This is a genomic window from Marinomonas polaris DSM 16579 (assembly GCF_900129155.1).
GTDB lineage: Bacteria > Pseudomonadota > Gammaproteobacteria > Pseudomonadales > Marinomonadaceae > Marinomonas > Marinomonas polaris.
The window spans coordinates 1-12,778 of the sequence record NZ_FQVF01000005.1 but is presented as its reverse complement, the minus strand read 5'-3'; the positions used below and the strand labels follow the sequence as shown (position 1 = coordinate 12,778).

Genomic DNA, 12,778 nt, shown 5'->3' with positions numbered 1-12,778 from the left:
GTCGAGTCTTTGTTTCAAGAACAACTATAGTTTGTTGTTAAATTGGCCCACCGCATCAACGACTTGTCTTGCACCGATCTGAATATCATTCATCACATTACCTGCTTCGGTAGAAAGGTCTAATGCCTTATGAGCTTTATCCATGCTTTCTTCAATAAGAGATACAGCTTTTTCGGTGAGGTTTTTATTTTCCCCAACCACCTTGATAATTTCTTCGGTGGCCGAGCTTGTTCTAGAAGCAAGTTGTCTAACTTCATCAGCCACTACAGCGAAGCCTCGGCCTTGCTCGCCTGCTCGCGCCGCTTCTATTGCAGCGTTCAGAGCAAGCAAGTTGGTCTGATCTGCAATACCGCGGATACTTTCTACCAAAGCAGCCACTTTTAATGACTGAGTATTGAGCTCGATTATTCCTTTGCTAGCACTACTCATTTGCACTGAAAGTTCATCCATGGTCTGAATCGTCGACTCGATGACTTTTTTACCTGTAATAGCGTCCGCATCACTTTTCTTGGAGATGTCATAGGCGATCTCAGAGGTTTCCGAAATAGCGAACTCTCGATTCATTTGCTCGGTAATAACCGTCGCGAATTTAACAACTTTATATAACTCGCCACTTTCATCGTGTATTGGGTTATATGAAGCTTCCAACCACACCGCATTTCCATGGCTATCAAAACGTTTGAAACGTTCAGAAACAAATTTACCCGACCTAAGTTGACGCCAAAAATCCTGATATTTTGAAGACTCAACTTCTTTCGAATCACAAAACATTTTGTGATGTTTACCAATAATTTGGCTTTTTGAATACCCCATACTTTTAAGGAAGTTGTCGTTAGCATTTAAGATGATGCCATCTAGACTAAATTCGATCACTGCAGACGAGCGGTTCAATGCAGCTAACATGTCTTCAACTTCTTTAGATTGAGAAATCGTTCGCGTAAGCTCAGCAGAGTAGACTTCTAATATCACGCGCCCATCTTCTGCTTGTTTTCTTGGCTGGATAATCGAACGATACCATGCTTCTTGACCTTTTTTGGTCTCTATCTGTAAAGCGCCATGCCAGTGCTTTTTCTCGCTAATCGCAGACAACATTTTTTGGCAATGCTCTTTTTCTAAAGACTTTTTAAGTATCAAGTCTTTAATATTTTTGCCTTTTAATTCTGCTTTCTCAAATCCACAGGACTTTATGAAAAGCGAGTTTGCATCTACTATTTTTCCTTCTAGGGTCATAGAGAAATACAACATTTCTTGCCTAAGGTCGGCTTGAGTCTCTTGAAATGAGGCTAACTCTCTTTCCAATTCAGTAATTCGAGTTAATAGCTTATTATTACCAAACAACATTCGCTTCTTCCTTAAAAGTAATTCTAATCTATTCAGAGTAGCGGATGTTTTGCATGAACACGATAATATTTTTTCCGCATAAAGAAAAAAACAATCCTATTTGGACTAATACATTATGTACGTCTGCTAATTTAGTTCATAACCAAGCCTTTACTCTATTTACGCAACCAGAAAAAGAAGCGTTTTTGTAAACTTCCCAAAATAAAGCTCATAATTGGCACTATAACAATCGTCATGATCAAGAGTCTAATTGGTAAAGAAAAGTCGCTAATATAAGGAGTTAGTAAGGGGAAAAAAATGTTTAATAGTGGGTAGATAGATACCCAAACGAGTAACATCATCTTCCATTTTTTAGGGGCAACTTTCATTGACTCTTGCCTTGTTGGTTCATTAAGCATCAATGAGTCTAATTGACTATTTTTATCGTTTATCATGATTTTTCCTTTTTAAACATCCAATAAAATGACAGGCAGCAAGCTACCAATGCCCCAGCTACAAGCCAGGCAAACATGCCAACATACCCCGTGCGATCGAGAATTATGCCAGCAGAGATAGGCACCAAAATACGAGACAAAGAAAACAAGCTGGTCTGTAAGCCATAATCGCTGGCAGACAAATGCGGACGACTGTGAATCATAATCAAGCCAAACAACACGCCAGATGAAAGACCAAGCGCAATTGCCACAACAAACACAGCACATATAAGACGCCAATCCGACCACTCCATAGCGACAGCAAGACACATTCCTAACAATGCAATCACATTCATCACAGAAAAGGCGAATAAGGCTCGATAAGGCGATATACGAGCAATACAAAGGCTATAACAAAAACCAGATATCGCTGCGAACACACCGCTGCAACTAGCAATCCATGCAATGTTATCTATGCTCAGTCCAAGATCTAACATAACGGGTTTAAGATACAGCCAAGCAGCACCAATAAAAGGAAAGTAGAGCACAAGGATAATGTTCCACATCACCATATCGGGTCGTTGAAAATAGCCTTTCCACATGACAAAAAGCGACCCTCGTGATGTAACTGTTGAGGGATTTTCTGAATTAAAACTTTCGCTTTCTATCAGCGGATAACGAGCATGGGCTATATACAACAGAACACCGCAAAGCAAAGCCATTAAGCCGAATATATAAAAAGGCCACGCCCAACCAAAACGTGCGTACACCAATAGCATGGCACCCCCACCAACAACCGAAGCTAGTGCCGTCACAGCCGAACGTATAGCGCCCGTTTTAGGACGTTCATTTTCTGGGAAACACTGAATAGAAAACGCGTTAATAGGTACATCCAGCCAAGACGTTATCAAGGTGGTACACACGGCAATAATAAATAGTGTCTTAAAAGTTGTTATTTCAATGTCTGCTAGAGATAGCATCGTCAGGCAACAAATGAAGCCGCCACCAAGCAATGCACTCCATTTAAGATAGTTCGACTGCCGAAAACGAAAAAGATCGATCGGCGATGCCATTAAAAATTTAAGCATGACTGGCAGACCGGATACTTGAAACAAACCAATATCTGTACCACTCCAACCATATTCTCTCATCATCAATGGCACACCAAGATAGAGGTAAATTGATGAAGCCGTCAGAGTGAAATTACACCATCCAATAACCCAATGGAGATAAAAGTAAGGGGATTTCATCACTGTACTTTTCTCCCACAATAAAGCCACACAGACGACATTGGGAAGTCTGTTATTTCCTCTGATTGCAGAACGTCTAACCCGTTTTGATCTAACAACGCAGCAATTTCACCTTGCTTTGGTAGATAGTTGCCTTTCATAACCATAGGTAAATAAAAGGGTAAAACACCTTCACACTGTTTCTTTTCAGCGGTTTGCTCGGCATGAAGAATCAATAAGATGCCATTCGGTTTAAGTAACGCCGAGATCCGTTTTATCGCTGCATTAGCATCGTCTAAAAAATGCAATACAGAAGAACACCAAATCAAATCAAATTGCCCATTTGGTGATTGCTTATTCAAATCACCCGACTGCACTTCAATACGATGTTCCAACTTCTCTGCTATGACATTTTTGTATGCTACTTTTGCCGTTTCAGGGAAATCAAATAACACGCCAGTGGAGTTTGGAAAGCGTCGTGCAAGCGACAGAGCAACCAATCCAGGTCCGCCACCTAAATCTAAAAAATGCAGTGGTGTTTCTGCAGCAATAGTCACGTTTAGCACACGATCAAGGATACGGTCGAGCGCTGGCACAGTCACCGCACGCTGCTCTTGAAAAATCTGCGCTTTAGCAGCTTTTGCCCATAATGGCGCCATCGCTGAAGATAAAGCTGTATGATTCTTTGACACATACAGTAGTGCTTCAAATTGTTCAGTAAAGTGTCTTAACGTTTGAAAGCGAAATTGCAAAGCTTGCGAACAATCCATTGCTGAAACACTCGTCATATAACGTTTTGCTAAAGCACTCGTTATATATTTATTATCAACAGCTGTATCAACGCAGCCCATACTCCATAAGAGATCTATCCATCCCTTGATATTTGCTGATGGTATCGCCAATTTATGGGCTATCTCTTCTATCGAGCAAGGCTCTAGCAATACATCAAACAAAGATCGAGATAACGCAACTTCAAGCGCTTTTATCTTCACTTGGGAACCGGCCAGATCCCAAAATGTTTGTAACTCATGACAATCCAACTTAGTCATATTCATATCTCCGTTAAAGCTCTAAGGTGAATTTCACGCCATATTCTCTTGGCGGGCTGTAAACTGTCACGTAGCCATTTTGATAACCAACAGCATCAAATTGACGGTCTTGTAGATTATTAACATACGCTGACAAAGACGCTTTATCAGTCAGTGGATAACTTGCGGAGACATGGACAAGCTCATAACCTTTTTGTTGATACTTGTTCGCCGCATCAAGATAGACCGCGCTGCTTCCAACTAGACTAGCTGCTACAGACCAACCACCTACATCCTCATAACGCAGCGATAAATGGCCATTCATTTCAGGAGCAAAAGGATTTCGATTACCTGAATAGTCATTGTTACCATCAATAAAACGATCGAATCGTGTTTTATTCCAAGCCACACCAATTTCCGTGCTCCAGCTTTCATTGAAGTAATACTCAAGAGAGGTTTCCAAACCATCTGAAGTGGCATCAGCTGCGTTAGTCAAATAAATCAAACCTACGGTTGGCATCTGACTAACTTGCATATTTTTTATATCCATATGATAGGCAGACAGGGCGTAACGTAGCGGTTTATCTGATAGATCGCCTTTTAACCCGAGCTCAAAACTTTGGTTTTTTTCTGGATCATAAGATGAATAATTAACGGCTGGAGAAACAGTATTAAAACCACCAGAGCGAATCCCTTCTGCATAGCTGGCGTAAAGCATATGGTCAGAATTAATATCGTATTTTAGAGTTAACTGAGGCGTTAGATCAGTCCAACTTTCAGACTTTTCTTGTGCGATAGAAGGATTTAGCTTTACCTCGTCTCGCGAAGCTCGAATACCCGCAATAACAGAAATATCCGAGCTGATCGGCATTGTCCAATTAGTGAAAAGCGCATAAGAATTACCCGTTTGCTGGGCTTGTAAATCACTCAAACTAAAAAAAGTTTTGGAAAGCGTACGCAAATCATGATCTTGGCGTTCTAAATAAGCACCGAATAACCAGTCTGCTTCTCCTAAGTTTCCCTCTAGACGAAACTCTTGGGATAAGGTCCGAAGATGATGATCTCGACCAATATAAGTGCTTTCTGCTGGTTGGAAATCCGTATCTTGCTGTACTTTATCTCTATAATCGTTATACGCCGTGACCGAATTAAGACGCACTCCTGATGGCAATTCATGATTGGCATTAATCGAGAACGTTTGACCTACAGAGTGATTCCAGCTGTCCGTTGCTGATGCTACCGTGGCCCGTTTTCCACTAGGTGAACCCCATAACATCGCACCATCGTCATAGGCTTGTCGGCGATAACGAACAACCACGTCTGTTTTGTTAGAGATTAACCAACGTAATCCTGCATTTAAGTTCTGCCGTTTTTTATCGTCCGCCTTATTTCCCGTCGTGGCATTATCAATAAAACCATCTTGCTCTAGAAACTCCCCTGACAAGCTGATATAGACCTCATCTTCAACCAAGGTCTGGCTAGTTGAAAGCTGTACTCTTTGTTTGTCTCGGCTACCAACTTCAACGCCCAATATTGTCTTGTCTTCCCCGACTAGATCATTACTAAAAATAGAAACCACACCAACTTCAGCATTGCGGCCATATACAGTTGATTGCGGGCCACGCAGCACCTCAACCCGATCGATATCAACAAGATTATTTTCGAACCCCTGAGCGGTTAACGTGGGTACACCATCAACCATTAGCAAAGTAGAACTAGACAGCGCATTAAAATTTGCCGTCAAGCCTCTAATAACAGGAGAGTTAATACCAGACTGCCCAAATGGTTGAAAGCTCAAACCAGCAACTCGACCTTCCAGTTTCGCTAAGCTATCTACGCCATCTTGCTGCAATACTTCGGTATCGTAGACAGTTGCATGCGATGTTGCTTTCGATAAGGTTTGCTGCTTTTTATCCGCTGTCACCATCAATTCAGGTAACAAAGTCGTACTTTTTTGTCCAGTATCTTCTTGAGCAAGAACAGATACAGGAAGCAGTGCTAAAGCACCGATCATTAATTCAGTCTTAGATAACGTTATTCGTTTCATCTCACTCTCTCTTTCTCGTAATTAATTCTTTACGCTATAGAGAAAAATGATAATATTAATTGAGATTGATTATCATTTGATTACTTATTCATTTCGTTTAAATTCATATTCAATACGTTCAAATCGCATAAAGAGCGAGAAAAATCATGGCCTTTCTAGTGAATAAAAATGCATTAACAGCTGTCAAAAACCTTCAATCTGGTTGGCAAAGACAGGCTATTTCTTCTCAACTAGGAGAATGTTATATAGACCGGTTTGTTATAGAACCTGGGCTATCTATTGCTTATTCACGTTACACACCAACGCAAGATTTAATTGAAGAAAGCACCATAGAAAAAGACTCATCAACGCTTAGTCTTACTTATGGTTTAGAAGGGTATTCTCGTTATCAGGCAAAGCAGAACAATACTGAAGATTTCATTTTTGAACCTAATTACACCACCATCACCACCTTTGGTAACAGCTCTGGAAAACGCGTATACGCCGCGAATAAAACCACCAGCCAATTAAGAATATTAGTGGACGGCAGTGTCTTTAAACGCTACCAAATCCCATTCGAGTTTCAAGCAGACAAAATTCCTTTACCTCGCCAACATCAACATATAAAAACGTCTAAAAATACCCAACACTATATCAATAGACTGATGCATCTAGCGTTATCTGATCATACTGAACGTCCTTTAGAAAAAAATATTCTGGTGCTCAACTTACTTAGCGAACAGCTTGAGCGACTTCAAACAAACACTATGCTCGAGCCCCAAAGTCTAGGTATTAGCCTTGGGGATGAACATAAAATCGCGCAAGCTCGGCTGTTCATGATTCAACATATGAGCCAACCTTTGAGTATTGCTTTTGTCTGTCAAAAAATTGGAATTAGTGAAAGCAAACTTAAACAAGGGTTTAATGCCATTTACAATACCAGCCCGTATAAATTGTTATTAGAAGCAAGAATGCACAAGGCATGGGAATTGCTCACATCAGGCCATCAGGTAGCTCAAACAGCCTATGCAGTAGGTTACGAACATCCATCCAATTTCAGCGCGGCTTTTAATCGTTTTTATGGCTGCCCACCAAAGTCTATAACTTCATCAAAATAAATAAAAAAACGTTATGTAAATCACACATTAACGTTTATAAACTAAGCTATATGCCCTCTTTTATTGGAACCTATTTGCATGCCTAGTGATGACTTTATCGATCTGCTCAAACTGCTTATTCGCGCGCCCAGTGTGGTTGGCGCAGAGCATTCATTTTTCCGCGTGTTACAACGCGAACTGGAAGAGCGAGGGGCAAAAGTCACTTGGTACGAAGGTTTGTTGGTTGCCCAAGGCAGCGATCCGTTTAGCACCATGTTTTCGGCGCATATAGATCGTCATGGTTTGGTGTGTACTGGCCCGAATGAATTCCAATACGCAGCGTTTGTTTCGGCAAACCGCACCGATTTATTGAACAACTCGGTTTCAGAAGAGTTGATGACCAAAGTCACAGAGCGTTTCAACCATGAAGAAATATACGCTTACGAACCTTGGTCTGGCGTATACCGTGGCAAAGGAACCATTAAAAGCTCTTACGTTTGTGAATTCCGTAACAACTTAATTTTCGAAACCGAAGGATTAGAAGGTGTTGTGGCCGGAACACCAATCGCCTTTAAAGACCAATTACATGTGGTCGACAATCGCTTGGAAGGCCAGCTAGATAACGTCATTTCAGCCGCGGCTTTGGTGCATCTTTTTGATCATGGCTTTAAAGGCACAGCCTTTTTTACCGCGCAAGAAGAAGCAGGGAAAAGCTGGCGCTATTTGCTTGAGTGGTTCCGTCGCTTTGGTGGCTCGACCAACCGTTTATTCGTAGTTGATACCAGCCCGTTCCCGAATATCGATGCCGCCAATGAACAACTGCTTGTACTTAGGGAAAAAGACGCCAACGCCACATTTAATAAAGACAGCACAAAACTCCTCGAAGAATTGTGTGAAAAAAATAACATCAGTTACTTGTATAAAAACCGTTACGTAGAAAATGAAAACGCGAAACGTGCTGAGCAAGGCTTGCCGCCAAGCTCCCTTGGTAGTACAGAGCTTGGCCGCATTATCGCCGCATCAAATGGCTTGGTAGATGGCACGACCATTCAAATTCCAACTATTGGTTACCACACCATGCACGAATCCGCTGCAGTGGAATCCGTGGATGCGTTTCTGGATATGCTAAAAGTTGTATCAAATATTTAGGTTCGCCAACCTCTATTAATTTCTATTATTAGCAACGCATAAAAATCCCGTTTCGATGCATGAACTCGAAGCGGGATTTTTTATAGATTAAGACAAATCAATACTACAAAGAGAGCTCTTTTCGGACGATTTCTGCACCTGCCGTTAAGGCATTTAGCTTGCCTCTTGCCACGGCACGAGGCAGCGGAGCCATACCACAGTTAGTACAAGGATAGAGCTTGTCTGCATCGACAAACTGCAGTGCTTTTCGTAGGGTATTGGCCACTTCTTCCGGTGTCTCAATAGCATGGTTTGCCACGTCAATTGCACCGACCATAACTTTTTTACCGCGAATCAGCTCGAGTAATTCCATTGGCACATGAGAGTTATGACACTCCAGTGAAATGATATCGATATTGGACTTTTGCAGCTTAGGAAAGGCTTCTTCATATTGTCGCCATTCAGACCCAAGCGTCTTTTTCCAATCGGTATTGGCTTTAATGCCGTAACCATAACAAATATGTACTGCGGTTTCGCACTTAAGACCTTCAATGGCTCTTTCTAACGTCGCAATACCCCAATCATTAACCTCATCAAAAAACACATTAAATGCTGGCTCATCAAATTGGATAATATCCACACCAGCCGCTTCTAACTCTTTGGCTTCTTGGTTGAGAATTTTGGCAAATTCCCACGCGAGCTTTTCGCGGCTTTTATAATGATCATCATAAAGCGTATCAATCATGGTCATTGGACCTGGCAATGCCCATTTAATCGGTTGCTTGGTTTGCTGACGTAAAAACTTAGCATCCTCAACAAAAACAGGCTTTATGCGAGCAACAGGACCGACGACAGTAGGCACACTCGCGTCATAACGATCACGAATTCTTACCGTCTGACGGTTCTCAAAATCAACGCCGCTGAGGTGTTCAATAAATGTGGTAACGAAGTGTTGGCGAGTTTGTTCACCATCACTGACAATATCAATACCCGCTTGCTGTTGCTCTTGTAGTGAAATACGCAGCGCATCATGTTTACCGTCAATTAATTCATCGCCTTCCAGTTTCCAAGGTGACCAAAGTGTCTCAGGTTCTGCAAGCCATGTGGGTTTAGGCAAACTGCCAGCCGTTGAAGTGGGTAGTAGTGTGTTTTTAGTACCTGTTTTTTCAATAACTGTTTTCATAATAAAAGATGCCGTCTATTAAATATAATGTTGGAAAATAACCATCAATGATCGCGTTTATGCGTAATTAGCAGACCACTGCTCAAGTACCTTTTGGTAGGGTTTTATAAAGTGCTGTTCAGCAAATTTGCCTTGTTCACTGGCTAATTGACTGCGTTCTTCACGGTCATAAACTATTTGCGTTAATGAATGATCAAGGTTCTTTAAATTAGGCTGATAGCTCTTTCCAGCAACCGCGTTGGCATTATAAATTTCTGGACGGTAGATTTTCTGGAAGGTTTCCATCGTACTGATGGTGCCAATAAGCTCAAGATTGGTGTAATCATTAAGCAAATCACCCACAAAATAAAAAGCCAACGGCGCAGCGCTGTTTGCAGGCATAAAGTATCGAACCTGTAAGCCCATCTTCTGAAAATATTGCTCGGTCAAAGAAGTGCTATTTGGCTGATATTCAACCCCCAATACTGGATGCTGATTTCCTGTTCGCTGGTAAATTTTGTTGTCTGAAACACTCAGACAGATAACTGGCGGCTTGGTAAACTTTTCTTTAAAGCTGTCTGACTTCGCAAAACTTTTAAAGAGCTTTCCATGTAGATCGCCAAAGTTGTCAGGAATACTAAATTGCGTTTGGTTTTTGTTATGGTTTGGTAGTAATACGCTGAAGTCATAATCACGCACATAGGAAGAGAAGTTGTTTCCTACAATTCCCTCGATACGCTGCTCAGTGTGGTGATCAAGAATATTCGTCTTCAGGATTTCAATGGTCGGGAAGGACTGGCCCTTTCCTTCAATATCGACATCGACCGAAACGATTTCAAGTTCAACAGAATAACGATCTCCCTTTGCGTTATCCCAATGCGCCAAGGCATTAAAACGATTGTTAATCATCCTTAATGCGTCGCGTAAATTCTCTTGTCGTCTCTCTCCCCTAGCCAAATTCGCAAAGTTCGTTGTGATACGGGTATTGTCAGATGGGCGATAGTTTTCATCGAGACAAATGCTCTTAATGGTAAAGGTAAAGTTGTTGTTCATGGTGATCTGGTATCCTATTTTCTGAAGTGAAATAGGGATTTATTCCTTGTTTTCACTTGCCAGTTTTCGATTGGCGGCGATCAGCCTAGTTACTATGTGAGTACAGTTATACGCAATCATAATCATGAACAAAAATGAATTAATCTTAACCATCATGAATATTATTCATAAAAAATAGACAAACTTCTGGGGTAGGAGTTTTCAATCAAGAGTAAGAGAGGCTGTTGGAAAATAATAACGCCCTAGGTAGAGCGCTATTTTGTCGGACGCTAATCGACAAGAGAGAATGGAATAACCGGACAATTGAGCACGATATCGGTTCGTTCAATAGTGACCATACCCTGATCTTCTGCAGTAAGAATAGCTTCTTCTGAAGTCAGTTCTTTTGCCTTACTTGGGTCTTTCCACACCACGACGTACATCAACCAAAGCGGCGAGTAATGCGTATTTTGACTCTCATAGCCCAATGGCTCAGGAACGGAAGCAAATACGCTCCACGCTTGTTCTTGATTTGGAAAAGCATACACACGCTCTAGCACGGTTTTGACTTGCGGTGGTTTCGGATAATGAGGAACAGCGTCACGCAGCCGAGGCGCATAATTGGCATTTTTTGCTTTTGCTACAGCCTGATCAGACACATCTGTCGTAATGTAGCGAACTTCTTTGCCCTCGTGCCAACCGTGTAACAAAGGCATACTTATCGTAGCCTGCTGAGACTTTGTGTCTTGAATAGAATGAAGGCTGCACGAAGCCAATAAAAAAACACTAACAAGTCCTAAGAAACATTGACGCATCATGTCATCCACTCCAGAGTGTTTTAAATATAAAGAGTCTTGAAAACTACCATTTACCAACTATTAATAACATCTATGTAACTATCTGTACCACTAATGGCCAACGAGACGCGCATGATAGATAAACTTGAAATAAATCATCTTAGAACATTAAGTGCGCTCTATCAGTTCGGCAATATTTCAGCAGCGGCAGAACATCTAAGCGTTTCTCAACAGGCTATCAGTCTTCAACTTAAAAATATAAGAGCCATCCTTGGTGACCAACTCTTTGTTAGAACTGGCCACGGAATGATTCCAACGTCCTATGCCAAAGAGATTGAGTCACACATTCAACAAATATTGATTCAAATAAATAGCATCCCTCTGGCAAATACGTTTTCACCACAGGAAGTAGAAAGAACACTGGTTATCTGTGCAACAGACTACACACAAGAAGTGATAGTAACCGACCTAATTAGAGAGCTTAGACAGTACGCACCTAAAGTCAAAGTGATCATAACCAATATTGAACACGCCAATCTAACCAAAAAAATTCATCAAGGCTCAATAGATATTGTTTTTACCACCAGCGCCTATGCTCCCGAAGGGTTGATTTCTACACCATTATTTATAGAGAAATACTTATGCGTAACGGCAAATAAAACCATTGAGTGTGATAGTGAATTACCATTAGAGGATTTAACTGAGCACGACTTTGTCATCGTTTCTCCAGGCATTGGCAGCTTTATAGGTTCTGCTGATACTTGGTTCGAACAACAAGGCTTTCCACGTCAAGTAACCATATCCGCTCCTTCTTTTTATATAGCCAAAGAAATCTTAAAACATTCAGATATGGTGGGATTCATTCCTTCTAGACTTCTACCGTGCGAAGGATTATTTGAGCTTCCCTTGGAAAAATACCCACCGGGTTATCAAGTCGTAGCAGCCTACCACCCAAGCACAAAACATGATCCGTTAATTAGCTGGTTACTGGATATCATCCATAAGAGGTTTGCCACTCAAAGATAGACTAGCTTGTATCAGTAACAAGGTTGGCTTGATCGTCAAACGCCCAACGCATCTCTACTCTAGCGTCACTTTAAACACTATGTAGAGGTCATTATGTCCATTAAACGCATTAACCCACCACCTTTGTATGACGGTACGGCTACTGGCATGTCACAAGCCACAATCGATACAGATACTGGTTTGATTTTTATTTCGTAAGCGTGTGGTAAACCACACATAGATCGTGTTGCTTTACTTTAGTAAATGATTGTTATAACTTTATTATCAGACAGAGGGCAATGGATTTGTCCACGCCTCCAGGACGGAGGCTCTGTCACTTTTCAGGAAGATTCAAGGCTGCATGGATGCAGCGGGAAGACTCACCCTTTATTCTCAAACTTAAGTCAGCTTGATATTCCACGGCAATAAATCGTCTACGTCATCGTTTTCCTTTCTTCTCGGCAGCTCTTCAAACAATCTTACTAAGTAATCATACGGGATAAGCCCATTGGCTTTGGCC

At 41.4% G+C, this 12,778-nt stretch carries 12 protein-coding genes; 3 read left to right on the top strand and 9 right to left on the bottom strand.

What is annotated here, in order from left to right:
• Positions 1–24: 24 nt before the first annotated feature.
• The 5 genes from BUA59_RS05485 to BUA59_RS05465 all read right to left on the bottom strand — a co-directional run bounded on the left by BUA59_RS05485 (position 25) and on the right by BUA59_RS05465 (position 6,058).
• Positions 25–1,341, bottom strand: coding sequence for a methyl-accepting chemotaxis protein (locus BUA59_RS05485; RefSeq protein ID WP_072838733.1), 1,317 nt, complete (start codon positions 1,339–1,341; stop codon positions 25–27).
• Positions 1,342–1,496: 155 nt separating this feature from the next.
• On the bottom strand, positions 1,497–1,775 hold the full coding sequence (locus tag BUA59_RS05480; protein WP_072838732.1) for a putative antibiotic biosynthesis monooxygenase: 279 nt from the start codon (positions 1,773–1,775) through the stop codon (positions 1,497–1,499).
• Positions 1,772–3,004 (bottom strand): MFS transporter, encoded by a 1,233-nt coding sequence (locus BUA59_RS05475; RefSeq protein ID WP_072838731.1) that lies wholly within the window; start codon positions 3,002–3,004, stop codon positions 1,772–1,774. The genes BUA59_RS05480 and BUA59_RS05475 overlap by 4 nt, the downstream gene beginning before the upstream one ends.
• Positions 3,004–4,032 carry a class I SAM-dependent methyltransferase gene (locus tag BUA59_RS05470; RefSeq protein WP_072838730.1) on the bottom strand — a complete coding sequence of 343 codons (1,029 nt, stop codon included), beginning with the start codon at positions 4,030–4,032 and terminating at the stop codon, positions 3,004–3,006. Before BUA59_RS05470 ends, BUA59_RS05475 begins: the two co-directional genes overlap by 1 nt.
• Positions 4,033–4,045: 13 nt before the next feature.
• Positions 4,046–6,058 carry a TonB-dependent receptor gene (locus BUA59_RS05465; RefSeq protein ID WP_072838729.1) on the bottom strand — a complete coding sequence of 671 codons (2,013 nt, stop codon included), beginning with the start codon at positions 6,056–6,058 and terminating at the stop codon, positions 4,046–4,048.
• A 158-nt stretch (positions 6,059–6,216) separates the two neighbouring features.
• Here BUA59_RS05465 and BUA59_RS05460 point away from each other — a divergent pair, with 158 nt between their 5' ends.
• Both BUA59_RS05460 and BUA59_RS05455 read left to right on the top strand, forming a co-directional pair.
• A complete protein-coding gene (locus BUA59_RS05460; protein WP_072838986.1) occupies positions 6,217–7,155 on the top strand; it encodes a helix-turn-helix domain-containing protein in 939 nt (312 codons plus the stop codon).
• Between the two features lie 78 nt (positions 7,156–7,233).
• Positions 7,234–8,283 (top strand): peptidase M42, encoded by a 1,050-nt coding sequence (locus tag BUA59_RS05455; protein WP_072838728.1) that lies wholly within the window; start codon positions 7,234–7,236, stop codon positions 8,281–8,283.
• A 103-nt stretch (positions 8,284–8,386) separates the two neighbouring features.
• Here BUA59_RS05455 and BUA59_RS05450 read toward each other — a convergent pair whose 3' ends face one another.
• The 3 genes from BUA59_RS05450 to BUA59_RS05440 form a co-directional block, all read right to left on the bottom strand.
• Positions 8,387–9,445, bottom strand: a complete 1,059-nt coding sequence (locus tag BUA59_RS05450; RefSeq protein WP_072838727.1) for a methionine synthase — start codon at positions 9,443–9,445, stop codon at positions 8,387–8,389.
• A 57-nt stretch (positions 9,446–9,502) separates the two neighbouring features.
• Positions 9,503–10,477, bottom strand: coding sequence for a DUF1852 domain-containing protein (locus BUA59_RS05445; RefSeq protein ID WP_072838726.1), 975 nt, complete (start codon positions 10,475–10,477; stop codon positions 9,503–9,505).
• Positions 10,478–10,746: 269 nt separating this feature from the next.
• On the bottom strand, positions 10,747–11,274 hold the full coding sequence (locus BUA59_RS05440; RefSeq protein WP_072838725.1) for a DUF7482 domain-containing protein: 528 nt from the start codon (positions 11,272–11,274) through the stop codon (positions 10,747–10,749).
• Positions 11,275–11,385: 111 nt separating this feature from the next.
• Here BUA59_RS05440 and BUA59_RS05435 point away from each other — a divergent pair, with 111 nt between their 5' ends.
• Entirely contained in the window at positions 11,386–12,279 is an 894-nt protein-coding gene (locus BUA59_RS05435; RefSeq protein WP_072838724.1) for a LysR family transcriptional regulator, read from the top strand.
• 378 nt (positions 12,280–12,657) lie between these two features.
• On the opposite strand, the gene BUA59_RS05430 is transcribed toward BUA59_RS05435, so the two are convergent.
• Positions 12,658–12,778, bottom strand: a 121-nt coding sequence (locus BUA59_RS05430; protein ID WP_139248842.1) for a transposase domain-containing protein, incomplete at its 5' end; no start/stop codon positions are given.

Excerpts from the sequence above, each read along its gene's own strand:
- BUA59_RS05435 (WP_072838724.1), top strand. The coding sequence starts at position 11,386 with ATGATAGATAAACTTGAAATAAATCATCTTAGAACATTAAGTGCGCTC.
- BUA59_RS05475 (WP_072838731.1), bottom strand. The coding sequence starts at position 3,004 with ATGAAATCCCCTTACTTTTATCTCCATTGGGTTATTGGATGGTGTAAT.
- BUA59_RS05485 (WP_072838733.1), bottom strand. The coding sequence starts at position 1,341 with ATGTTGTTTGGTAATAATAAGCTATTAACTCGAATTACTGAATTGGAA.
- BUA59_RS05445 (WP_072838726.1), bottom strand. The coding sequence starts at position 10,477 with ATGAACAACAACTTTACCTTTACCATTAAGAGCATTTGTCTCGATGAA.
- BUA59_RS05450 (WP_072838727.1), bottom strand. The coding sequence starts at position 9,445 with ATGAAAACAGTTATTGAAAAAACAGGTACTAAAAACACACTACTACCC.
- BUA59_RS05480 (WP_072838732.1), bottom strand. The coding sequence starts at position 1,775 with ATGATAAACGATAAAAATAGTCAATTAGACTCATTGATGCTTAATGAA.
- BUA59_RS05440 (WP_072838725.1), bottom strand. The coding sequence starts at position 11,274 with ATGATGCGTCAATGTTTCTTAGGACTTGTTAGTGTTTTTTTATTGGCT.
- BUA59_RS05470 (WP_072838730.1), bottom strand. The coding sequence starts at position 4,032 with ATGACTAAGTTGGATTGTCATGAGTTACAAACATTTTGGGATCTGGCC.
- BUA59_RS05455 (WP_072838728.1), top strand. The coding sequence starts at position 7,234 with ATGCCTAGTGATGACTTTATCGATCTGCTCAAACTGCTTATTCGCGCG.
- BUA59_RS05465 (WP_072838729.1), bottom strand. The coding sequence starts at position 6,058 with ATGAAACGAATAACGTTATCTAAGACTGAATTAATGATCGGTGCTTTA.